This window comes from Nocardia sp. NPDC055321, assembly GCF_053645575.1.
This window is the reverse complement of sequence record NZ_JBSHMS010000005.1, coordinates 39,405-63,909: the sequence shown is the minus strand read 5'-3', so window position 1 is coordinate 63,909 and position 24,505 is coordinate 39,405. Positions and strand designations below refer to the sequence as shown.

At 70.0% G+C, this 24,505-nt stretch carries 15 protein-coding genes; 10 read left to right on the top strand and 5 right to left on the bottom strand.

From position 1 onward, the window contains the following. Positions 1-13 precede the first annotated feature (13 nt). Together ACWIGI_RS09405 and ACWIGI_RS09400 are read right to left on the bottom strand one after the other, a co-directional pair. The gene (locus ACWIGI_RS09405; RefSeq protein WP_454201890.1) at positions 14-2,743 is read right to left on the bottom strand and encodes a bifunctional acetate--CoA ligase family protein/GNAT family N-acetyltransferase; all 2,730 of its coding nucleotides are present in this window, start codon (positions 2,741-2,743) and stop codon (positions 14-16) included. Continuing rightward, positions 2,736-3,974 (bottom strand): acetoin utilization protein AcuC, encoded by a 1,239-nt coding sequence (locus ACWIGI_RS09400; protein WP_454201889.1) that lies wholly within the window; start codon positions 3,972-3,974, stop codon positions 2,736-2,738. The genes ACWIGI_RS09405 and ACWIGI_RS09400 overlap by 8 nt, the downstream gene beginning before the upstream one ends. A 217-nt stretch (positions 3,975-4,191) precedes the next feature. Between ACWIGI_RS09400 and ACWIGI_RS09395 the strand changes: the two genes are divergently transcribed. Both ACWIGI_RS09395 and galE read left to right on the top strand, forming a co-directional pair. After that, a complete protein-coding gene (locus tag ACWIGI_RS09395) occupies positions 4,192-4,878 on the top strand; it encodes an iron dependent repressor, metal binding and dimerization domain protein (RefSeq protein ID WP_454201888.1) in 687 nt (228 codons plus the stop codon). Between the two features lie 3 nt (positions 4,879-4,881). After that, complete coding sequence (gene galE / locus ACWIGI_RS09390) at positions 4,882-5,862, top strand: UDP-glucose 4-epimerase GalE (protein WP_454201887.1); 981 nt, start codon at positions 4,882-4,884, stop codon at positions 5,860-5,862. 13 nt (positions 5,863-5,875) lie between these two features. Here galE and ACWIGI_RS09385 read toward each other — a convergent pair whose 3' ends face one another. Next, positions 5,876-7,051, bottom strand: a complete 1,176-nt coding sequence (locus ACWIGI_RS09385; protein ID WP_454201886.1) for a DUF4192 domain-containing protein — start codon at positions 7,049-7,051, stop codon at positions 5,876-5,878. Positions 7,052-8,331: 1,280 nt separating this feature from the next. Next, positions 8,332-8,754, bottom strand: coding sequence for a VOC family protein (locus tag ACWIGI_RS09380; RefSeq protein ID WP_454201885.1), 423 nt, complete (start codon positions 8,752-8,754; stop codon positions 8,332-8,334). A gap of 95 nt (positions 8,755-8,849) precedes the next feature. On the opposite strand from ACWIGI_RS09380, the gene ACWIGI_RS09375 reads away from it, so the two are divergent. Next, complete coding sequence (locus tag ACWIGI_RS09375) at positions 8,850-9,794, top strand: helix-turn-helix transcriptional regulator (RefSeq protein WP_454201884.1); 945 nt, start codon at positions 8,850-8,852, stop codon at positions 9,792-9,794. Positions 9,795-9,959: 165 nt separating this feature from the next. Then, a complete protein-coding gene (locus ACWIGI_RS09370; RefSeq protein ID WP_454201883.1) occupies positions 9,960-10,475 on the top strand; it encodes a hypothetical protein in 516 nt (171 codons plus the stop codon). A gap of 69 nt (positions 10,476-10,544) precedes the next feature. Here ACWIGI_RS09370 and ACWIGI_RS09365 read toward each other — a convergent pair whose 3' ends face one another. Further along, positions 10,545-11,222, bottom strand: a complete 678-nt coding sequence (locus ACWIGI_RS09365) for a sensor domain-containing protein (RefSeq protein ID WP_454201882.1) — start codon at positions 11,220-11,222, stop codon at positions 10,545-10,547. Between the two features lie 202 nt (positions 11,223-11,424). On the opposite strand from ACWIGI_RS09365, the gene ACWIGI_RS09360 reads away from it, so the two are divergent. The 6 genes from ACWIGI_RS09360 (at position 11,425) to ACWIGI_RS09335 (ending at position 24,504) form a co-directional block, all read left to right on the top strand. Continuing rightward, positions 11,425-12,378 carry a PAC2 family protein gene (locus ACWIGI_RS09360; protein WP_454201881.1) on the top strand — a complete coding sequence of 318 codons (954 nt, stop codon included), beginning with the start codon at positions 11,425-11,427 and terminating at the stop codon, positions 12,376-12,378. Between the two features lie 46 nt (positions 12,379-12,424). Beyond that, complete coding sequence (locus tag ACWIGI_RS09355; RefSeq protein ID WP_454201880.1) at positions 12,425-14,935, top strand: DEAD/DEAH box helicase; 2,511 nt, start codon at positions 12,425-12,427, stop codon at positions 14,933-14,935. Between the two features lie 190 nt (positions 14,936-15,125). After that, entirely contained in the window at positions 15,126-16,241 is a 1,116-nt protein-coding gene (locus ACWIGI_RS09350) for a type III PLP-dependent enzyme (protein WP_454201879.1), read from the top strand. A gap of 8 nt (positions 16,242-16,249) precedes the next feature. Then, positions 16,250-17,467: an adenosylmethionine decarboxylase gene (speD, locus tag ACWIGI_RS09345; RefSeq protein WP_454201878.1), complete on the top strand. Its 1,218-nt coding sequence runs from the start codon at positions 16,250-16,252 to the stop codon at positions 17,465-17,467. A gap of 148 nt (positions 17,468-17,615) precedes the next feature. Beyond that, positions 17,616-21,014 (top strand): DUF4132 domain-containing protein, encoded by a 3,399-nt coding sequence (locus ACWIGI_RS09340; RefSeq protein WP_454201877.1) that lies wholly within the window; start codon positions 17,616-17,618, stop codon positions 21,012-21,014. 157 nt (positions 21,015-21,171) lie between these two features. Beyond that, positions 21,172-24,504, top strand: a complete 3,333-nt coding sequence (locus ACWIGI_RS09335; RefSeq protein WP_454201876.1) for a DUF4132 domain-containing protein — start codon at positions 21,172-21,174, stop codon at positions 24,502-24,504. The last annotated feature ends 1 nt before the right edge of the window (position 24,505 follow it).

The window sequence follows — 24,505 nt, the reverse complement described above, 5'->3', positions numbered from 1 at the left end:
TGTTCTTCGTGACTCAGCCCATACGCCGCGGGCCGATATCGAACCGATTGGGTTCGGGCCCGATCCGCACCCGCGCGTAGAGCACGGCCGCACCGTCCGGCGAGGCCATGATGGGTTCGCACTGCAGCTCGCGCACCTCGGGCAGGTCGTCGCAGAGCGCCGAAATGCGCTGTGCCAGTTCGGCGAGCGCCGCCTTGTCGACGGGTTTGCCGATATCGCGCCCGCGCACGGTGCCCGATAGCAGCGGGGCGGCGCGGGGCGCGTCGATGAGTTCGGCCGATTCGGCCTCGGTCAGCGGCAGCGCCCGGTACACCCGGTCCCCGAGCAGGTCGATGATCGTGCCCGAGAGCCCGAAGCTGATGACCGAGCCGAAGGACGGGTCGTCCTGCACCCGGAACCCGCAGCCCAGGCCCTTGGTGGCCATGCGCTGGATGTGCACGGGATTGCCGGAGATCTCGGCCAGTTCGGTGTGTGCGCGCCGCACCTCGTCGGGCCGCCACAGATCCAGCCGCACCCCGGTCAGATCGGGCCGGTTGCGCCAGATCTCCCCGGTCGCCTTGGCGGCCACCGGGAATCCGAGTTCCTCGGCGGCGGCCACGGCGTCGTCGGCGTCGCGCGCCTCCCGGAACTCGACGACCCGAATGCCGTAGCAGCCCAGCAGTTCCGCGGCCTCCAGGTCCGAAAGCCAGTGCGCGTCTTCGGCATGCCAGCGGGTGACGAGGTCGCGGGCCCGCGCGGTGTCGACCCCGCCGGGCCGGGCGATGGGCGAGACCGGGCGCGTGCGCCAGTCGGCGTAGCGCCGCACCCGCGCCAGCGCCCGGGCCGCGCGTTCGGGATCGCCGTAGGAGGGAATGGATCCGCGTTCGAGCATGCCGCCCTCGCCGCGGGTGGCCAGCAGGTTCGGCATCCCCTGATCGGCGACGAAGGTGGTCAGCACCGGGGTGTCCGGTCCGGTGAGTGCGCCCGCGCGGATGGCCTCGGCGAAGGCCGCGACCGCGGTCGGCACCGGCGGGGAGTAGATGACGATGACCGCGTCGACCGCGCTGTCGGTGACCGCCGCGGCCACGGCGGTCAAATAGTCGCCCGGCCCGGCCTGCGGGCCCAGGTGTGTGGGTTCGCCCACCGCGAGGCCCTCGTTGCGCCCGGCGTCGACCGCCAGCCAGTTCAGCGCGGCGCTGTTGCCGATCACCGCGAGCCGCGGTCCGGCCGGCAGCGGCTGGTAGGCCAGCAGCATGGCGCAGTCGAAGAGTTCGGTGATGGAATCGACCTGGATGATGCCCGCCTGCGCGAACAGATTGCGCACCAGCGACCGATCCAGATCGTGCTCGGCGTCCACGCGCACGACGTTGCGGCCGCTGTTCACCGCCACGATGGGTTTGGTGCGCGCCACCCGCCTCGCGATGCGGGAGAACTTGCGCGGATTGCCGAAGGTCTCCAGGTACAGCAGCACCACGTCGGTGCCGGGATCGCTGTCCCAGTACTGCAGCAGGTCGTTGCCCGAGACGTCGGCGCGATTGCCCGCCGAGACGAAGGTGGACAGCCCCAGCTGCCTGGCCGCGGCCTCGCCGAGGATGGCCGCGCCCAAAGGTCCGGACTGACAGAAGAATCCGATGCGGCCGCGCCCGGGCAGGACCGGCGCGAGGGTGGCGTTGAGCGCGACCTCGGGATCGGTGTTGGCGATGCCGAGCGCGCTCGGCCCGACCACGCGCATGCCGTGCGCGCGGACCGCTTCGACCAGTTCGCGTTCGGCGGCATGACCGTGCGGGCCGGTTTCGGAGAATCCGGCGGTCAGCACCACCAGGCCCTTGACGCCCTTGGCCATGCAATCGTCGAGCACCGAACCGATTTCGGCGGCGGGCACCGCGATGACCGCCAGGTCGACCTCGTCCGGGACATCGCGCACCGTCGCGTAGGCGCGCACACCGCGCACCGCCTGCCGGGTGCGGCTCACCGGGAAGATCGGGCCCTGGTACGCCCCGGAGAGCAGGTTGGCCAGCACCGCGCCGCCCACCCGCGAGGTCGAGGGCGTCGCGCCGATGACCGCGACCGACTTGGGCGCGAGCAGGTTTCCGACGCTGCGCGCCTCCGAGGCCCGCTCGCGCGAATCCCGCACCGACTGCAGCGCTTCGGAGGGATCGATGGCGAATTCCAGGTGCAGCACCGACCCGTCGCGGCTGCGCTCGACCTGATATCCGGCATCGCGGAACACCTGCACCATGGCGTTGTTCTCGGCCAGCACCTCGGCGACGAAGGATTCGATGTCGTGCTCGGCCGCCGCACCGGCGAGATGCTCGAGCAGGATCGAACCCAGTCCCCGGCCCTGATGTTCGTCGGCGACCACGAACGCCACCTCGGCGGCGCGCGGGCCCGTCCGCTCGGCGAGATACTCGTAGCGGCCGACCGCGATGATGTCCTCGCCGAGCTCGATGACCAGGCCGACGCGATCGTGGTAATCGACGTGGGTGGTGCGCCACAGGTCTTTCGGCGTCATGCGCGGGTAGGGGCCGAAGTAGCGCAGATAGCGCGTGCGATCGGACAGCCGGGAGTGGAAGCGCTCGAGCGCCGGGGCGTCCTCGGGGGTGATGGGCCCGAGCCGTACCACTCCGCCGTCGGAGGCCAGGACGTCGGCGAACCAGTGCTGCGGGGGCGGCGGCGGATTCACCGGTGTCCCCGGCGAATCCGGCACCGGCGGCGGTGCGGACGCGGAGCCGTCCGGTAGTGCGGGATCGGCGGGGTCAGTCACGGGGATCCTCCGGATCCAGGCCGAGGAGACCGAAAGTCGCTCGGCGAGTGGCCAATACGGATACGTCGAGGGCGCGGCGGGCCCGATCGGCGCGTTCGTCGCCGGTTTCCCGGCCGCCGCCGGGGCCCTCCCAGCGTTCGAAATCGGTGTCGGCGCCGTCGCCCATGGACTCGGGTGCGGCGATCGTGGGTGCATAGGCCCCTACCAATTCCCGCCATTGCTCGGGAATAGCGGTGCCGGGGTCGATCGTGCGATCCAGCGCGGTGGCGAGCAGGTGCGTCCAGGCGCGCGGCACCACCCGGATCAAGCCGTATCCGCCGCCGCCGACCGCGAGCCAGCGGCCCTCGGCGTAGCGGTCGGCCAGCTCGCGCATGGCGATGAACGCCGCGCGCTGCCCGTCCACGCTCAATTCCAGATCCGCGAGAGGGTCCTCACGGTGGGTGTCGACACCGCACTGACTGATGACGATCTGCGGCCGGAACGCGGCCAGCGCGCCCGGCGCGACGGCGTGGAACCCGCGCAGCCACAGCTGATCCCGGGTGCCGGGCATGATGGGCAGATTGATCGCGGTGCCCTCGGCCTTGCCCGCGCCGGTCTCCTCCGGCCAGCCGGTGTTGGGCCAGAGCGTGGCGGGATGCTGATGGACGGACAGCGTCAGCACGCGTGGATCGCCGTAGAACATCCGCTGCACGCCGTCCCCGTGGTGCACGTCGACGTCGAGGTAGGCGATGCGGTCGAAGCCGTTGTCCAGCAGCCACGAAATCGCCACCGCCACATCGTTGTACACGCAGAAGCCGGCAGCGGCGTCCGGCATGGCGTGGTGCATGCCGCCGCCGATGCTCACCGCGCGTTTCGTGCGCCCGGCCGCGATCTCCTGCGCGGCGGCGAGGGTGCCGCCGACGATCACCGAGGCCGCCTCGTGCATGCGCGGGAAGACCGGATTGTCCGCCGAGCCCAGGCCGTACGGCGGCGCGGCAGGCGCCGGACCGGGCGGCTGCTGCGCGTGTTTGACCGCTTCCACGTAATCGTGGGTGTGCACCCGCAGCAGTTCGGCGTCCCCGACGGCCGCGGGGTTCAGCGTCTCCACCCCGTCGAGCAGTCCGAGATTCTCCGCCAGCGCCATCGTGAACCGCAGCCGGACCGGTCGCATCGGATGCTCGGGCGTCCAGGTGTAATCCAGGAACCGATCCGTCCAGACAACGGTTCCGTCTCCACGCGCGCGGCCAGGCATACCTGCCACGCTAGTGCGTCGGAGGGATTCGTAGGCTGTGGGACACCGCTGCTCGGGCAAAGCGACCCTCATACCGGAGCCGCGCGGCTGTGACGCGGGAAACCCGTAGGGAACACGCAGGCCGTCCTCGATGTTCTCCCGGCATTCGCGAAATAAGCTGGCGCCCGGTTGAGCCGCCGTGCATGGGTAGAATTCGTGCCGACGAAGGGGTTAACAGGTGAAGGATCTGGTCGACACCACGGAGATGTACCTCCGTACCATCTACGACCTCGAGGAGGAGGGCGTCACGCCCTTGCGCGCGCGCATCGCCGAGCGCCTCGAGCAGAGCGGTCCCACGGTGAGCCAGACGGTAGCGCGCATGGAGCGTGACGGTCTGCTGACCGTCGCCGGTGATCGTCATCTCGAGCTGACCGACAAGGGCCGGGCCATGGCCGTGTCCGTCATGCGCAAGCACCGCCTCGCGGAGCGCCTGCTCGTCGACATCATCGGCCTGGACTGGGAGAACGTGCACGCCGAGGCGTGCCGCTGGGAACATGTCATGAGCGATGAGGTCGAGCGCCGGCTGATCGAGGTGCTCAACCACCCCACCACCTCGCCGTACGGCAACCCGATCCCGGGGCTGGACGAGCTGGGTGTGGCGCCGGCCTCGGATACGCCGGAGAAGCTGGTCCGGCTCTCGGACCTGCCGACCGGTCAGACGGCCGCGGTGGTGGTTCGCCGTCTGTCGGAGCACATTCAGACCGACCCCGAGATCATCGGCCAGCTGCGTGAGGCCGGTGTGGTGCCGGACGCGCGCGTGACCGTGGAGACCAAGCCGGGTTCGGTGGTCATCCTGGTGCCCGGGCACGACGGGTACGAACTCTCCGAAGAGATGGCGCACGCCGTCCAGGTGAAGTTGGTCTGACCCGTGAAACTGCTGGTTACCGGAGGCGCGGGCTACGTCGGTGGCGTGTGCGCGCAGGTTCTGCTCGAAGACGGTCACGAGGTCGTGGTCGTCGATGATCTCTCGACCGGCAATGCCGACGGCGTTCCCGACGGCGCCAAGTTCGTCGAGGGCGATATCGCCACCGCCGGCGTGGAGCTGATCGGGTCCGAATCCTTCGACGGCGTGCTGCATTTCGCGGCGCAGTCGCTGGTGGGCGAGTCCGTGGTGCAGCCGGAGAAGTACTGGCACGGGAACGTGGTCAAGACCCTCGCGCTGCTCGAGGCCATGCGGGCCGCGGGGACTCCGCGACTGGTGTTCTCGTCCACGGCGGCGGTCTACGGCGAGCCCGACCAGGTGCCGATCGTCGAGGAGGCGCCCAAGGCGCCGACCAATCCGTATGGGGCCTCGAAGCTTTCGATCGACTACGCGATCACCTCGTACGCGGCCGCGCACGGGCTGGCCGCGACCAGCCTGCGGTATTTCAACGTGGCCGGCGCCTACGCCGGGCTCGGCGAGAACCGTTCGGTGGAAACCCATCTCATCCCCCTGGTGTTGCAGACGGCACTGGGCCATCGGGCATCGATCTCGGTGTTCGGTGACGACTATCCGACCGGTGACGGCACCGCGGTGCGCGATTACATCCACATTCGCGATCTCGCGCAGGCGCATCTGCTGGCGCTGGCGCAGTCGCAGCCGGGCAAGCACCGCATCTTCAATCTCGGCAGCGGTACCGGTTTTTCGGTGCGCGAGGTCATTTCGGCGTGCGAGCGGGTCACCGGGCTGCCGATCGCGGCGGTCGACGCCCCGCGGCGGGCCGGCGATCCGGCGGTGCTCATCGCGTCGAGCGAGAAGGCGGTCGCCGAACTCGGCTGGCGGCCCGAGCACACCGATCTCGACGAGATCGTCTCCGACGCGTGGGATTTCCTGCGTGGTCTGGGCGACCGGGCGCACAGCGCCCGTTGAGGCCCCCGGGCCGTCACGGCTGCTCCGCATCCAGGGCGATGCCGAGATCCGCGGCGGCCTCCCGGCCGGCGGCGGCCAGTTTGTTCAGCCGGTGCGGGTGCATGCCGGTCTGCAGGCCGATATCCAGGAGCGCGGCCAGGCGGTGGCCGGGGTCCACGGCCAGGGCGGTATCGAACGCGACCCCGGCGAGCGGGCCGTCGCCGCGCACGTAGGCGGCGTAGCCCAGCAACATGGCCGCCTCGGCCCGGTCCGGGTCCGGGAGCGTGCGGGTCAGGCGCAGCCACAGCGCCTCGGCGGCGTCGGCGTGCCTGCCGGGGATGAGCCCGAACAGGATGTCGCGCACCGCGGTCACCCGCAGGGCGACGGCCAGTTCGGCGAGTGCGCCGTCGTCGGGCGGGACGCCGGCCTCGATGTTCTCCAGCTGTCGCAGGATCTTCCGGAGTTCGTCGCGGGTGTGGGAGTCCGGCTCGCACCGGCGCACCGCGGCCGCGAGGCGCTGCGCGGCGGCCGCCGCCGCGGCGGGGAGCCGCTCGCGCACCCGGGCCCGCGCGACCCGGTCCACCGCGACCGATTCGCTCAGTTCGGCGCGTGAGGCGCGCAGGGGCCGCCCGTGCAGCACGTGCCGCAGCGTGACCAGTGAGGTCGCCGGGTCGGGTTGCCTGCCCCGCCGCACCGGCCCGCACACGCTCCACCACGGCAGCCGCGCGCCGATGGCGCTGACGGCCCAGGCTCCCGCGAGCGGCAGCGCCCCCGCGTCGAGCCGATGCTCGAGCGCCCCCGCGAGATCACGGTGCCGCCGGGCCCGCAGCCCCCGGTGCCGGTCCCCCGGCGGCGTCGCCCGGTCGTCGACGATGAGCGCCAGCACCGCACTCGCGCTGTCGCGCAAGCAGATTCCCGCCACCCGCTCGACAATCTCCCCGGTCTCCGAACGCCCCGGTTCGTCCAGGTCGATCCGCGCTACCACGTCGACCGTGGCCGTTCCCGGCTGCTCCGCCGTGGCCCGCAACACCGCGACAACGAGCGACCGCTCCGGCATGAACCCCAGGATCGCCGGCACCGCCGCGATGAAGTCCCCGGGGTCCCGCAGATGCGGCTCCGCCCCGAGCGAGACCGCCCCCACGCTGACCGCGTCGATGGCAGCCGTCCCTCCGGCCCCCTCGCCCGAGATCCCGCTCGCTACCCGATCCATTTGAGCGGGTCTGTCAACCGCGCCCGGCGGCTCGATACCGCCGGGCCGACCGGCACACCCCGCGGATTCACCTTCGGGGAGGTCGGACCGCTCACCGCCTCGGTTGTCGGCGTCGTCACGGGCCCCGGTTCCCCCGGCCTCTCCCCCGCATCCCGCGAGATCCCGTGCCGGGTGGTCTGCGCCGGCGCCGCCGTCGCTCTCCTCCGCGTCCTCGCCACCCGCGCCGGCACCGGCCCGTCGCGCGAGTTCGCGCGGCGACCGGCCGACCCACGCGGCGACATCATTTCCGCCGAGGCCCTGTATCCCGGGCCTCGGGCAGGACCCCGCCGCGTGATCGAGACAACTGCCGGCACAGTCCGATTCGTCACCGGACCCAACGGCGATCGGCGCTACCTCTGCTTGCACGGTCCTGCCCACACGGTCGTCCCTGTCCGGCGAATCGGAGCGCACAGGCGGAACAGCCGTCGGCCCGGGGCGGCCGATATCTGCGAGTGCACCGTTCGATCGGCCGACGATGCCTGCGGGGTCCGCCCCGGATCCCCGAATGCCGCCGGGCAAGTCGCCGAGGACCGGATCCGAGTAATTGGCGGACACCGCCGGGGTGTGCGGCGGCAGCGGAGGTTCGGGCGCGCGCCCGGCGGACAGGTTCGCCGAGCCGAGGGCTGCCACCGACGGAGGTGGGCCGAGGCGGGTGGTGGCGGGACGGGACGGGGTGGGTTCGATGGGCGTTGTCATGGCATCGAGGGTGCGCGGGTGGGGTGTCGGGCCTTCCGCGGCGACCTGGGGTTTTTCAGGGGGCTGTGGAGAACTGTGGCGGGTGTGGGGTACTCGGCGTGGGACAAGATCGAGGTCTTCGGACCTGTCGGTGGGCGCTGTTACCGTGCGCGGGCTCGAGGGGATTCCGGGCTCGCCGACGAGGGCTCCGGACGGGCCCGGGACCGCGCGGGCCCGGGATCAGCGGTTGTCCCACGGCCGCGGCACGCCGGCCATAACCGCCTCGTCGTCGGCCATCTGCGGCACCGCCTTCGGATTCACGAAGCTCACGGCCGGCCCCGCGACGGAGCCTGTATGGGCCTCGACGACCGGTCTACCGGCACCTCGCCGGGCTGGCTTCAGCCAGAAAAGAACCCCTTCATTGATGCTTCATAAGCATTACCATGCAACGTTTTTCGAGCCGTTCCGGATGGAACCGCTTGTGCGCGGCAGTTTTCCGAGGACAACGACCGGCTACCGCCGAGCGTGCCGATCCCGGTGCGGCGCACCGGAATCGGCGTACGGGCCTACGCCCCGGCGGGCGCCGCGGAACGATCTCGGGCGAGGATCTCCAGGTAGTGGGGGTTGGTCATGATCCCGAGGACGTTGCCGAAGGGGTCCACCACCGCGGCGGTCACGAAGCCGGTGCCCGCGCCGCGTTCGGTGATCGGGTCGTACTCGGTCGCGCCCAGCGCCAGGAGACGGTCGAAGGCGGCGTGGACGTCGTCCACGTGCCAGTTCAGGATCTGGCCGCCGGGGCGATCGGGGCGAGCCGGGGCGTACCGGCCGTCGATGATGCCGAGTTCGGCCTGGTAGTCGCCGATACGGAACTCGTAGTAACCGCCGGGCACGGCGAAGTACGGCGCCACGCCAAGCAGCTCGGTGTACCAGTCCTTCGCGGCCTCGAGGTCGTCGGCGTAGTAGTTCACGGTGGCCATTCCACGCAGCATGTCCGTACTCCTTCACAGGGTTTCGTTGGTGATGAATCCAGCATCGCCCCCAAAGTGCTCACCGAATGAGCACTTTCTCGGGCAGTATGAAATTCATGCGAGCGGACCGTTTGGTGGCCACCCTGTTGTTCATGCAGACCCGCGGCCGGGTGACCGCCGCCGAGGTCGCCGCCGAACTCGAGGTGTCGGTGGCGACCGCGCGCCGCGACCTGGAGGCCCTGTCCACCGCGGGCATCCCCGTCTATCCGCAGCCGGGACGCGGCGGCGGCTGGGCCCTGGTCGGCGGGGCGCGCACCGACCTGAGCGGTCTCACCGCGACCGAGGCGCAGTCCCTGTTCCTGCTGCTCGGCCCGATGACCACCGCGACACCGGCGAGCAAGACCGCCCTGCGCAAACTGCTGCGCGCCCTGCCGCAGACCTTCCGCACCGAGGCCGAGGCGGCGGCGAGCGCGGTGATCGTCGACGCGGCGGGCTGGGGCGAACTCGACGACCGGACCCCGCCGGAGGTCGAACTCCTGCAGGAGGCGGTGGTGCGCCGCCGCCGGGCCGAGTTCACCTACCCGCGCGCGGGCGCCACGACCGAACGCACCGTCGATCCGTGGGGCCTGGTCGACAAGGACGGCATCTGGTACCTGATCGCCGGCACCGAACGCGGGCAGCGCACCTTCCGCGTCGACCGCATGACACAGGTACGGATCACCGCCGAAAAGTCGGACCGGCCGGCCGATTTCGACCTCTCCGCGGCCTGGTCGGAAGTGGTCGAGCAAATGGAAAGCAATCGTTCCACATTGGCCGCGGCCGTGCTCGTGCCCGCGCGACTGCTCCCGGTTCTACAGGACCGGCAGGGTAGGCACTGCGTCGTCGAGGGCCCGGTTCCCGACGGCCGGATCCGGGTGCGAATCTCGGCCCCGACACCCCTGATGATCGCCCAGCAACTGGCGGGCTGGGGCACCACCTTGGAGGTACTCGAACCCGAGTCCGTACGCGCTGAGCTGGGACGATTGGGCGCCGAACTGGTCGCCGCGTACACCGCCCGATGACCCCGCGCTAGCCGCGAACCCTCCCCGGCAAAAGCCCCCAAAACGCGCTGCACAGTCATGCGGATTCCGAATCACCATGCAGCACTTTTGATTTCACCTAACGACCAGTTCCCCCGCTGTTACAGTCCGCCCGGCACCACCGACGGTGCCGGAAGGAAGTACGCAATGAGCAGAACACGCTCCAAGGCACTCGGATTGCTCGGTGTCACCGCGGCGGCAACCCTCACCGCGCTGGCCGGTCCGGCCGCGGCGGGCATCAACGGCGTCACCGTGGTCGGGCTCACCCCCGGCCAGCAGTGTGGCGTGAGCGCCGGCTGCACCATCCAGGTCGAGACCGACGGCTTCGGCAAGCTCTCGGAGGTGGAGGTGTCGGTCAACGGCGTCTTCGTCGGCAAGGCGCTGCCCAACTGGAACGGCGTCGCCTCCATCGAGTGGCATCCGACCACCACCGGCATGCACACCATCAGCGCGCGCCACAGCGGTTCGCTGTCGAGCATCACCTACTCGGTGGGCAACGGCGGCGTCTCGCTGTGCGGCCTGCTGCCCAGCGGTTCGGGCGATTCCGGTTCGGGCGGAACCGGTTCCAACGGCAGCGGCTCGGCGCTCAGCGGTTCCGGCGACAGCGGTTCGACCACCGGCTCGGTGGGCTCGGGCTCGGGCGTTTCCGGCTCCGGCTGCTGATTTCCCCACCGGGAGCCGGGTCTGGCAGGGGCCGGCTCTTCCGGGGGATCAGCCCCGAGCCGCCGGGCATCAGCCCTTGCGGACCTTGCTCACCGCGGCGGTGAACAGTGAATCCAGCGCCTCGGCATCGGCTTCGGCGTCGCCGTAGGACATATGGGTGACGTTGATCCGCACATCCCCCACCTGCCCCAGCAACGTCTGCATATTGCGCGTCAGTCCCGAACTCCCGTTCTCGGAGCGAACGGTACGGCGCAGGGCGAGTGTGTCATCCGCGTCCAGCGGCGGCGGCGGATCGAGTTCGGTGGTGACGGCGGCGGTGGTTCCGGCGTGCTCCACGGTCACGGTGCCGCAGCGCCGCAACTGATCTCGCAGGGTCTCCAGCGGCTGATCGACGCGCACCAGTTCCACGGTCAGCGTCGCGCGGGTGGCGTCATCTGTACCGACGCTCACCGCCGGACCGGCCACGGGCACGGGCGGTACGCACGAGCCCGGATCGACGTTCGCTCCGGGCAGAATTCCATCCAGATCATGGGCCGCCTGATCGGCCGCACCGGGCGGTAGCTCCACGACTTCGTAGCGGCGCGGGAACGACGTGGGGTCGGGAAGCAGTCGCGCGAGGCCGCTATCGGCCCGTACCGCGGTCGCGGGGCCCTCGGCGGCGATAGGCTGACCCGAGACGGTGGTTCCGCAGGCCACGACGAGCAATCCCAGTACCGCGACTCCCCCGGCGCGTACTGATGCAGTCACGGTCACTCCGTCCACTATGCCGAAATTCGGCTGTTCACACCGAATGCCACGCCGCGTGAGCAACCTTCGGGAATGCGTGTCGCGGTCTGGCGTGTTGCAGCCGGAGTGCGGGCAGTGCACGGGCCCATGGCGCATGTGGGACCGCGTATGAGAGACAATGGGACTTGGTCGCGAAGGTGGGCCACGCAGGAAGGAGTACGCGATGGACTACGAGTCGCGAATGTACGAGCTGGAGTTCCCCGCTCCGCAGCTGTCATCCGCCGACGGCTCCGGTCCCGTGCTGGTGCACGGACTGGAGGGCTTCACCGACGCCGGTCACGCGGTGCGCTTGGCCACCACCCATCTGCGGGAGAGCCTCGAGAGCGAACTGGTCGCCTCGTTCGACATGGACGAGTTGCTGGACTACCGCTCGCGCCGGCCCCTGATGATGTTCAAGACCGACCACTTCTCGGACTACACCGAGCCCGAGCTCAACCTCTGGGCGCTCAAGGACACCGCCGGGACCCCGTTCCTGCTGCTGTCCGGGCTGGAACCGGATCTGCGCTGGGAGAAGTTCGTCACCGCCGTGCGGATGCTGTCCGAGCAGCTCGGCGTGCGCCGCACCATCGGCCTGAGCGCGATTCCCATGGCGATTCCGCACACCCGCCCGCTGGGTGTGACCGCGCACGCCAGCAACAGCGAGCTCATCGGCGATCATCAGCGCTGGCCGGGTGAGCTGCAGGTGCCCGGCAGCGCGTCCTCGCTGCTCGAGTACCGCATGGCCCAGCACGGTCAGGAGTCGGTGGGCTTCTCGGTGCACGTGCCGCACTATCTGACCCAGACCGCCTATCCCGAGGCCGCGCAGACCCTGCTGGAGAACGTGGCCGAGAACGCCGGGCTCGAACTGCCGCTCGCGGCGCTGAGCGAATCGGCCGCGCGGGTGCGCGAGCAGGTCAACGAGCACATCGCGGGCAACTCCGAGGTGGAGACGGTCGTGCACGCGCTCGAGCGCCAGTACGACAGTTTCGTCACCGCCCAGGAGCGGCAGTCGAGCCTGCTGGCCCCGGACGCCGAGCTGCCCACCCCCGACGAGCTGGGCGCGGAGTTCGAGCGCTTCCTGGCCGAGCAGGGCGGGTTCGGCGAGAGCGGCGGACCCGAGGGCGGCGAACTGCGGTAGCCGGTCGCTGGACTCGGGGCGGGTGCGCACCCACTAACGTAGGGGCGTGCAGCTATCCGAACTCGTCCCCGATCAAGCCGTCCCCGATGTGGAAGCGGATTGGCTGTACGAGACCTTCTCCGAATGGACCGAGAGCCAGGGCCTGACCCTGTATCCGGCGCAGGAGGAGGCGCTGCTCGAATTGTTCACCGGCGCCAACGTCATCCTGGCGACGCCGACCGGATCGGGTAAGTCCCTCGTGGCCCTGGGCGCGCACTACGCCGCGCTCAATCGCGGGCAGCGCAGCTACTACACCGCGCCGATCAAAGCTCTGGTCAGCGAGAAGTTCTTCGCGCTGTGCGAGGTGTTCGGCGCGGATCGCGTCGGGATGGTGACCGGTGACGCCGCGGTGAACCCGGAGGCGCCGATCATCTGCGCCACGGCGGAGATCGTCGCCAATCTCGCACTGCGCGAGGGCCCGAGCGCGAACGTGGGCCAGGTCATCATGGACGAGTTCCACTACTACGCCGATCCGGATCGCGGCTGGGCGTGGCAGGTGCCGCTCATCGAACTGCCGGGGGCCCAATTCCTGCTCATGTCGGCCACTCTCGGCGAGGTCGACTTCTTCGCCGCCGATCTCGAACGCCGCACCGGACGCGACACCGCCATCGTCTCGGGCGCGGAACGCCCGGTGCCGCTGAGCTTTTCGTACGTGAAGACCCCGATCACCGAGACCCTCGAGGATCTGGTCACCACCAGCCTCGCTCCGGTCTACGTCGTGCACTTCACCCAGGCCGCGGCCATCGAGCGCGCCCAGGCGCTGACGAGCGTGAACTTCGCCTCCAAGGCCGAGAAGGACGCGATCGCCGAGGCGCTGGGCGAGTTCCGCTTCGCCACCGGCTTCGGCAAGACGCTCTCGCGGTTCATCCGGCACGGTATCGGCGTGCACCACGCGGGCATGCTGCCCAAGTACCGGCGCCTGGTGGAGAAACTGGCGCAGGACGGTCTGCTGAAGGTGGTGTGCGGCACCGACACCCTGGGCGTCGGTATCAACGTGCCGATCCGCACCGTGCTGCTGACCGGCCTGACCAAGTACGACGGCGTACGCACGCGCCGGCTCAATGCCCGTGAGTTCCATCAGATCTCGGGCCGCGCGGGGCGCGCCGGCTTCGACACCATGGGCAGCGTCTGGGTGCAGGCGCCGGACCACGAGGTGGAGAACGCCCGGCTCATCGCCCGCGCCGGGGACGATCCCAAGAAGCTCAAGAAGGTCCAGAAGCGCAAGCCCCCGGAGGGTTTCGTGTCCTGGTCCGAGGAGACGTTCGACCGCCTGGTCGCGGCCTCGCCCGAGCCGATGGTCTCGCGGTTCAACGTCACCAACGCCATGCTGCTCAATGTGATTGCGCGCAAGGGCAATTGCTTCTACGCCATGCGGCATCTGCTGGAGGACAACCACGAACCGCGCGCGGCGCAGCGTAAACACATTCTCAAGGCGATCAAGCTCTATCGCGCGCTGCGGGACGCGGGGGTGGTGCAGCAGCTCGACGAGCCCGACGAGTTCGGCAGGCACGCGCGGCTCATGGTGGATCTGCAGCGTGATTTCGCTCTCGATCAGCCGCTGTCCCCGTTCGCGCTGGCCGCGTTCGAGCTCCTGGACAAGGAGTCGCCCACCTACACACTCGACGTCATCACCCTGATCGAGGCGACGCTGGAGAACCCGCGGCAGCTGCTCATGGGGCAGCAGCACAAGGCGCGCGGCGCGGCGGTCGCGGAGATGAAGGCCGACGGCATCGAATACGAGGAGCGCATGGAGCTCCTCGAGGACGTGACCTGGCCCAAGCCGCTGGCCGAGGAGCTGATCTATCCGGCGTACGAGACGTACAAGGCCGGCCATCCCTGGGTGTCGGAGTTCGAGCCCCAGCCCAAGTCCGTGGTCCGGGAGATGGTCGAACGGTCGATGACCTTCGCCGAGCTGGTGTCACAGTACGAGCTGGCGCGCTCGGAGGGCGTGGTGCTGCGCTATCTGGCCGACGCCTATCGGGCGCTGCGGCGGACGGTGCCCGAGCAGGCGCGCACCGAGGAGCTCGACGACATCACCGAGTGGCTGGGCGAGCTCATTCGCCAGGTCGACTCGAGCCTGCTCGACGAATGGGAGCAGCTCACCAATCCGGGCGCGGAGACCGACACCGAGCAGGTCGCCTTCGGCGCCGAGGGCGTGCGGCCCATCTCCGCGAACGAGCGGTCCTTCCGGGTGCTGGTGCGCAACGCGCTCTTCCGGCGCGTGGAACTGCTCGCGCTCCAGCGCTGGACGGCCCTGGAGGACTTCGGCGACGAGGTCGACTGGGAGGGCGAACTCGAGCCCTACTTCGCCGAGTACGAGGAAATTCGGACGGGTCCCAACGCGCGCGGGCCGAAACTTTTCCAGGTCGAGCAGCGCGAGGGTTTCTGGCATGTGCGCCAGGTGCTGGACGATCCGGCGGGCGATCATGGATGGTCCGTCGACGCCATTGTTGACCTGGCCGAATCCGATGCGGCGGGGGAAGTGGTCTTCGACGAGCTGACGGTCACCGCGGGCTGAACTTCGCGTGAACTTCCTCCGGACCGGCGATCCAGCCTAGGGGTTATCGCCGGTTTTGTGGCGGTTTCCGGCCGCGGGGTGACGAAGTCGATGGTTCTTCGGTTCGTTTTCCGACGCCAACCGCTGCTATTGTCGCGGACTGTTGCCCGAGGCCGTTTCGGCGGCCCGAACAGTGGGGAGTTCCCTTAGATTGTCCGTCTCAAACCCGCCCGAGTCGCCCTGTCTGGTCATCGACCTGAACCGGGTCCGCGCGAACTACCGCGCGCTGCACGCCGCACTACCTTCGGCCCGAATCCGATTCGCCGTCAAGGCGAGTCCCGTGCCGGAGATCATCCGGCTACTGAACGACGAGGGCGCGGAGTTCGATGTCGCCAGCGTCGGGGAGATCGAGCTCTGCCTCGCGCAGGGGGTTGATCCGGCAGTCCTGTGCTACGGCAATCCGATCAAGAAGGCCGCCCACATCGCCGCCGCCCACGCGGCCGGGGTGCGCCGCTTCGCCTCCGATACCGAGGACGATCTGGTCCGTATCGCCGAGCACGCGCCGGGCGCGGAGATCGAACTCCGGTTCCTGGCCTCGGCTCCGCAGTCGCAGACGCCCTTCGGCGTCAAGTTCGGCTGCGCCCCGGGCGAAGCCGTGCAGCTGCTGGTGCGCGCGCACGATCTGGGATTGAAGATCGCCGGTCCGTACTTCCACGTGGGGTCGCAGCAACTCGATCCCATCGCGTGGCAGATCGGCATCGAGCAGGCGGGTTCCATCGCGGAAGCGCTGGCGGCCAAGGACATTCCCATGACGGCGGTGAATATCGGTGGGGGACTTCCGATTTCGTACGCCGACGCGGCTCCCGGCGTGGACGAGCTGGGCGCGGTCATCGCCGCTGCCGCCGCCCGCCATCTCCCGGAACACACCGCTCTCATCGTGGAACCCGGTCGCGCCCTGGTGGGTAACACCGGTGTGATTCACGGCGAGGTGGTCAATGTTCGACAGGCGCCGGACGGGCGGCGCTGGGTATACCTCGATATCGGCCGCTACAACGGCATGGCCGAGACCGAGAACGAGTACATCGCCTACCGCTTCCAGACCGATCGCGACGGCGACCCGGTGGACGAGGTGGTGGTCGCCGGTCCGACCTGCGACGGCGACGATGTACTGTATCAGCGCACGCGTGTCCTCCTACCGACCACGTTGCGAGCCGGTGATCCCATTCGGATCCTTGAGACCGGCGCATATACGGCGAGCTATTCGTCGGTGTCCTTCAACGGTTTTCCGCCTTTGACTGTTCATGTCATCGGCGCTGAGCGAGAGTGAGTTTAGCCATGACGGCAGAATTCACCGGCTGGCACGTGCTGGCCGAGTTCGGTGGTGTCGACGCGGCCCTCTGCGACGACCTCGAACGACTCGAAGCCGCACTTCGAAAATCGTTGGTCGCCGCGGGGGTGACCATCTGTGATGTCGTGCGCAAGCAGTTCGAGCCGCAGGGTGTCACCATCCTGGCGCTACTGGCCGAGTCCCACGCCTCGATCCACACCTACCCCGAATCCGGCGATATCTTCGTCGACGTCTTCACCTGCGGCAGCATCGGCGCGGGCGCGACCAAGGCCGTGGAGCTGCTCCAGGCCGAGCTCGCCCCGAAGTCGGTCAACATGGAGGTCATCCAGCGCGGGCACGCCGCGCGCCGGATCCATGAGCCGGTCGGCGAGGGCCTGACCCGAGTGTGGAACATGTCCGAGGTCATCGTGGACACCAACACCCCGTTCCAGCACATGGTCATCGCCGAGACCGAGCAGGGCCGGTCCCTGTTCTCCGACGACGATCGCCAGTCCACCGAGTTCTCCCAGCTCACCTACCACGAGGCCATGCTGGTTCCGGGGTACGCGCTGGCCGAGAAGCTGGACAAGGTGCTGATCATCGGTTCCGGTGAGGGCGTCGCCTCGCAGATGTCGGCCGCGGCGGGCGCCACGCTCGTCGATCACGTGGACATCGACCAGCTCGAGGTCGAGCTGTGCGCCGAGCACCTGCCCTACGGCTACTCGCAGGCGGATCTGGCCGAGGCGGTCGCGCAGACCGGCCCGATCAAGATGCACTACGCCGACGGCTGGGACTTCCTGGCCAAGGCCGAGGCCGCGGGCACCCGCTACGACCTCATCTGCATCGACCTGCCGGACGAGCGCGTCGAGGATGCCCAGCACAACCGCCTGTACGAGGACGACTTCCTGAACCGCTGTAAGGCGATCCTGTCGGAGGGCGGCGTGCTCGCTGCCCAGGCCGGCTGTCAGACCATGTGGCGCAACGAAACTCTCAAGCGCTCGTGGACTCGCTTCCACAACTTGTTCGAGACCGTGGTTCCCTACGTCTCGGACGAGCACGAGTGGACCTTCATCTTCGGTACCCCCAAGGCCATCGAGGATCCGGTCGCGAAGATGACCGCCACCCTGTCGACCCTGCCGTACAAGGCGGAGACGATCGACGAGCGGGCCCTGGTCCGCGGCGCCATCGAGCCCCACGCCCTGCGCGTGGGCGCCACGGTCGGCTAGTTCGGCCCGCTTCCCGAAGCACCCGATGCCCGTGCGGATTTCGATCCGCACGGGCATCGCCGTGTTCGGGCCCCGTACCGGTGACCCGGCGGCTGTCGGAGCGACTCGCTACAGTCGCTGCGTCAACGCTCCACTGATTCGGGGGAACATGCTCGACTCCGCCAGCACCGTCGCCGACGGTGCCGAAATCTCCGCTCTCGATACCGCTGCCCGCGAGGACATCTGGCAGGTTCCGCAGGAGTGGTGGGCCGCGGCCGCGCCCATCCGCGGGCTGGGTCCGGCCCCCACGGTCGAGCCCTATCCCCCGGCGGTATTCGATTTCGCGAATGCCGTTGCCTCCCAGCGCAAAGAGCTGCTCGCCTGTCTCGACCGTTCGGCGGCGCGCTACGGCGACGAACTGGCCGTGGCCGGCCGCGAGGCGCTGCGGGACGCGGCGACCTGCACACCGCTCGGCGCGGCGGCGCTCACCCTGCTGCTGCATCGACTGGTCCGCGGCGTGCACTACGCCGCCGACGCCTGGATTCTCGGGCGCGGGCCCGCCTTCGCCGCCGAAGCCGCGGTGTGCCAGGCCGAACTGACCCTGGACTGGGACTACGACACCGGCACCCGCAGCTGGAACTACCTGGTGCGCCGGCTGGATCCGGCCGAGCCGGGTCGCGGTTCCGCGCCGGACGAATTGGCCGCCGTGCGACGGTATCTGGCCGCCGCCACCGAGCCGGACTATCGCGCGGCCGTCGATCGGCTGGCGGAGCTGCGCGCCGGGGGCTGCGGACTCGCCGCGCGCCTCGCCGCCTCCTATCTCGCGCCGACCGAAACCCAGTGGGTCGCGGCGGATCTCGACGCTTTCGTGCCCGCGCTGGTCGACTACGACAGCCGATTCATCCTGCTGACGGCGAGCGTGAGCGAGACCGCGCAGCTGGACAAGCTGGTCGGCAAGTTCGAGGCCACGCAGTTCACCTACATCCACGGCCGGAGCTCGCTCTTCGCCGCGCTCGTGCGGCTGGGGCCCGACGCGGCGCCCGCCATCGAACGTCTGCTGCGCGCACGGGAACTCGACGGGGACACCGTGCGCGAGCTGGCCCGTATCCTGGCCGGCTTCCCCACCGACACGGCCTTCGCCGGGCTGGCCGCGCGGGCCGAACAGCGCTTCGTTCCGCCGGTCCTGGTCGAGGCCGCGCACCGGTATCCGCGCCGGGCCCTGCGCATGCTCGGACCGGCCGCCGCGCGATCCGGTATGGCCCGGCACGTGCTGCGCTCGATCGCGCGGGCCCACCCCGACCTGGTCGCCGAATTGCCGGACACCGCCGCCTATCTCGATGACGATCGGCCCCGGGCCACGCCCGCGGAACTGCCCGAGGTCCTGCGGGTGACACCGTGGACGCGGGCGCGGGCCAAGACCAAGCAGGTCACCCTCGCGAACCTCGCCGAGCCGACGCCCGATGGATTGGCCTGGCTGCCCGGCGAACGCGCGGAGTGGGAGCAGGCGGCGGTGTGGGTCACCGACGCCGAGCGCATGAACTACGCGGCCGAGATCGAGCGGGCGGTCGCGAGCGATTCCGGATCGTTCTGGAGTGTGGTGCGCTTGTTCGCGAGTGCGCCGGACGAGCTGGTGCGCCCCCATCTGGCGACCGCCTCGATCGGGCGGATGTGGAACTCCGAGCCCGGTCTGCGCCGCATTCTGGCTCGATTCGAGGACGACGCGATCTCCTTCGTCACCCGTGCGGTGCAATCGAATCCGACGAACCTGGCGCACCTGCTCGCCCCGGTGACCGGCGCGCACGTGACCACGCTCATGACCCGCTGGCTCGATGGCAAGCGCACCCGGCCGTTCGCGATCGAGTGGTTCGACCGTAACCGCGCCGCGGCCCTGCCCGCTCTCATCGCGGCGAGTGTGGGCAAGGCGGGCAAGGATCGCCGGGGCGCGGAGAGCACGCTGTGCTGGCTGGCCGAACGCGGTCACCGCGCGGAGATCGAGGCCGCGGCGGCGCTGCTCGATCCCCGCGCCGGGGCCGCCGTGACAGCCCTGCTCGACACCGATCCCCTGCACCGGCTGCCGGCCAAGATCCCGGCCGTCCCGGCCTGGCTCGCGCCGGAGTTGCTGCCCGGTCTGGCGCTGCGCGGCAACGGCGCGGTGCTGCCGCAGGATGCGGCGCGCGACGTGTGCCAGGTGCTGGCGCTGTGCGGCCCGAACGGCGATTACGCCGGCGTCGACCAGATTCGCGCGGCCGCCGACCCCGAGTCGCTCGCCGAATTCGCCTGGAGTGTCTTCGAGCTCTGGAAGCTCGCGGACTACCCGTCCAAGGACGGCTGGGTGCTGCACGCGCTCGGCCTCGTCGGCGACGACGAGACCGCGCGCCGGCTGGGCGCGCTGATTCGCGTGTGGCCCGGTGAGGCCGGGCACGCCCGCGCCGTCTCCGGGCTCGATGTCCTCACCGCGCTCGGCACCGACGTGGCGCTCATGCAGCTCAACGGCATCGCCGAGAAGGTGAAGTTCAAGGGGCTCAAGACCAAGGCGCAGGAGAAGGTCGCCGAGGTCGCCGAAAGCCTGGGTCTGACGGCGGAACAGCTCGCCGATCGCCTGGTTCCGGAGTTCGGGCTCAACGCCGACGGCAGGCTCGTGCTCGATTTCGGTCCGCGCGGGTTCGTCGTGGGCTTCGACGAGCAGTTGAAGCCCACGGTGTCGGACGCGGTGCGCGGCGACGACGGCGCGTGGCAGGCCGCCGGACTGCGCAAGGCCCTGCCGAAGCCGGGCCCGAAGGACGATCCCGAGCTGGCCCCCGCCGCCGCGAAACTCTTCGCCGCGCTGAAGAAGGACGTGCGCACCGCGGCGGCCGATCAGATTCGGCGTTTCGAGCGCGCGATGGTGCTCGGACGCCGCTGGACCGCCGCCGAGCATCGGCGACTGTTCGTGGAACATCCACTGCTGTGGCATCTTTCGCGGCGCCTGGTGTGGGTGACCCTCGACGCCGAGGGCGCGGTCACAGGATCGTTCCGGGTCGCCGAGGATCGCAGCTACGCGGACGCCGCGGACGAGCCCATCGATGTCGCGCCCGACACCCTCGTCGCCCTGGCGCATCCCCTGCACCTGGGATCGGCCCTGAGCGAATGGGCCGAGGTGTTCGCCGATTACGAGATCCTGCAACCGTTCCCGCAGCTCCAGCGCGAGACCTACGCCTTCGAGGAGTCGGAGTTGGGCACCGACGTCCTCGACCGCCTCACCGGACTCTCGCTGCCCACCGGCACCCTGCTGGGCCTGGGCCGATTCGGCTGGGAACGTGGCGAACCCATGGACGGCGGTGTCTCCTGCGAGATGTTCCGCGCTCTGGGTGACGGTAACTCCGCGGTCATCGACATGGATCCGGGCATCATCGCCGGGGACGCCCTGGAGTTCGACACCCAGAAGATCACCGTTCACCTGACCCGCACCGGCGACGAGGGGTACTGGAGCCGCAGCGGCAACCGACCCACCTTCGCCGCGCTGGACGCGGTGACGGGTTCGGAACTGCTGCGCGAGTTGGAGATTCTGCAGATCCGCGACAACGGGTGACCGGTAGCGCTGACCGGCGGCGGACATGACATGCGGTGGCTCGGGCACTCCCGAGCCACCGCGATCGAACGAGGAGACCGCGATCGAGCCCGCGTGCCGGGGCCGGCGCGGCAGCGGCGTGCCCGGAACGGGGAGCCGCGCCGACGATGGAGGAAACATGGGCGGGGACACGGTGATCGAGCTCGGGCCCACCGACGAGGATTCCTGGGTCGTGCCCGCGGAGTGGGCGGACAAGGCCGCCCCGTTCCGCGGGCGCGGGCCGGTGCAGATGCCGGTGGTCGATACCAAGGCGGTCGGGCGGTATCGGAAGTGGCTGGCGGACGACCTCATGGCGTTGTCGGTGGAGGCCACGGCGGAGCTGCATCCCGAGCTGGCGGAGGCCGCCCGGGCTGTCATGGCCGATCCGGGGCAGGCGAATCCGCTCGGGCTCGCGGTGACCGGGGTGCTGGCCACAGCCTTGGATGGGCAGAACACGCCGGGGACGTCGCTGACCGCCGGCCGGTTGATCGATGCGTGGATCGCGGGATTCGGTGCGGCCGTGGCGGCCGAGGCCGCGGTGCTGTGGGCGGAGTTGAGTGTTTCACACCGTATCCGGGAGAGCGGGTCATCGCTGCACTATGCGGCGCATCGAGTCTCGGCTCCCTGTGCGGACGGGCTGCCCCTGCGCGCGATGACGAAACTGCGGGCGCAGCTGGCGCTGCTGAGCGAACCGGAGTACCGCGCTGTCGTACAGCGGCTCGGCGACTACCGCACCGAACATCCCGGGTTGCCGGTGCGCATGGCGACGTCGTATCTGCTTCCCACCGAACAGAACTGGCTCGATGAGGATCTCCGAGCCGGGCGGCGCGGCAAGAACGCGAGCTACTTCGGTGAAGCCTGGGCCCCGCTCGTCTGTTCTGCGACGACCGCCGCCCAGCTGGCGATGGTGCCCGAGCACAGGTACGGCATGGCGACGCCGACGCAGACCGAATTGTTCAGCGCCCTGGTGCACGTCGGTCCCGAGGCGGCCGAGTATCTGATCGTCGCCCTGGACACCCCGGGGCTCGCCGCCGAGCAACAGCGGGTCATCGCGCGCTTGCTGGCGCGGCTGCCCACCGATACGGCGTTTCGACTTCTGGCGGAACGGGCGGAGCGGCCGGCGATTCGAGGTGCGCTCATGGAGTCGATGCTCCGTTTCCCCCTGCGGGCCCGGCGGATACTCGCGACGGAGGTAGAGCGCACCCCGCTGCACGACGAGTTGATCCGCTGGCAGGCACGCGTGGTTTTCGCACCCGAGTTCGCGGCGGAACCCGGCGCGAGCCGTGTCCCGGAGGCGGCGGCGCACGAATTGCCACGGTTGCTCGTCGAGCCGCCCTGGCAGCGTGAGCGGCAGCCGCGCGCCGAGGTCGTCATCGCGAACCTCGGAACAACGCGCGCGCCCGCGACGGCGTGGCTCCCCGGAGAACAGGATGCCTGGGCCGACAACGGTTTCCGCGCCCGCGAACCGCGCGAGGGCTGGCAGGCTCGGCTCGAGAGCCTGCTGCGCGACGACCACCCGTCCGGATACAGCCTGGCCGAGATCTTCGCCGCTGGACCGCGAGAGCTGGTCGAGCCGCACCTGGCGCTACTGCACCCACTGCATTTCTGGGACTGGACCGAGATCATGCAGCGGATCCTGGGCCGTTTCGGGGATGATGCCGCCGGATTGATGGTGCGGGTGGTGGAGGCCGCGCCGGCGACCCGCGCCGAAGTCCTCGCACCTGTGACGGGGACCGCCGTCACCACCCTCATGACCCGGCTGTTGCGCTCGCGCAGCCGGGCCAGGGCCCTGGCGCTCGCCTGGTTCGAACGCCACCTCGACAGTGCCGCACCCGATCTCGTCGCGGCCGCGCTCGGCCGACCGGGCAAGGCGCGCACACTCGCCCGGCAGGCGCTGTGGACGCTGTGCGGACGGGGACATCGGGCGGCGTTGTGCGCGGGCGCGGCCACGCTCGGGCCCGAGGCCGCCGCCGCGATCGAGGCGGAGCTGTCGGGCGATCCGCTCGAGCGACTGCCGGAGGTCGTGCCCGAGCCCCCGGCGTGGGCGGATCCGCGCGCGCTGCCGCCGATTCTGCTGCGCGCCAACGGCCGTGCGCTGCCGTCCACCGCGGTGACGGCCGTGTGCACCGTGCTGGCCCTGTGCGGTCCGGACGAGGATTATCCCGGGATCGAGGTGGTCCGTGAGGTCGCCGAACCTCGGTCGCTGGCCGCCTTCGGCTGGGCGCTGTTCGATACCTGGAGACTGGCGGGGTATCCGCCCGACCACGCCTGGACCCTGCACGTGCTCGGTCTGCTCGGCGACGACGAGATCGCCCGCGACCTCGCGCCGCTGATCCGCGCGTGGCCCGGCGAGAACGCCCACGCCCGTGCGGTGTCCGGGCTCGACGTGCTCGTCGCGATCGGCACGGACGCGGCGCTCACGCAGCTGAGCAGCATTGCCGAGAAGGTCAAGTTCAAGGGCATCAGAACCAAGGCGCAGGAGAAGATCCGGGAGCTGGCCGACGAGGCCGGGCTGACCGCCGAGGAACTCGCCGATCGGCTGGTCCCGACCCTCGGGCTCGATGCCCTGGGCGTCCACGTGATCGACTACGGGACCCGGAAGTTCCACGTGCGCTTGGACGAACAGCTCCGCCCGGTCGTGTTCGACGCCGACGGCACGCGTCGCAAGAGCCTGCCCAAGCCGGGAACGAAGGACGATCCCGAGCTGGCTCCGGCCGCGTACAAGGCGTTCACCGCGTTCAAGAAGGACGCCAAAGCGGTTGCCGAAGAACAGCTTCGGCGCCTCGAGCGCGCGATGACGGCAGGCCGCCGCTGGACGCCGGACACGCATCACGCCCTGTTCGTCGAGCATCCCCTGATGGCGTCGCTCGCCCGCAGGCTGGTGTGGGTCACGGTCGATGAGAACGACGCGGTCACCGGGTCGTTCCGGGTCGCGGAGGATCTGAGTTTCGCCGATGTGCACGACGACCCGGTGACCCTGACACCGAGCGCCCGCGTCGGTATCGCGCATCCGCTGGATCTCGGTGGCACCGTCACCGGCTGGTCTGAGGTGTTCGCCGATTACGAACTGCTGCAGCCGTTTCCGCAGTTGCAGCGGGAGAGCTACACCCTCGCTCCGGAAGAGCGCACGGCGCTGACGCTGACGCGATTCGAGGGCCGTCCCGTCCCCACCGTGAAACTGCTCGGACTGGAGCGATCCGGCTGGATCAGCGGCGGCGCGGAGTACGGCGACATGGCCGTGGTCGTCCACCGGCCGCTGCCCGGTCGGCGCTCGGCGGTCATCGGCCTGGACCCGGGCATATCGGTCGCAGAGGCTCTGCGCTGGAGCGAGCAGAAGATCACGGTCTTCATCACCGATTCCGGACAGGAGCGCGAGTGGAGCTCGTTCCGCACCGACCATCCCTTCGGTGAGCTGGACGCGCTCACCGCCTCCGAACTCCTGCGCGAGCTGACCCAGCTCGTCGACCGGTGAT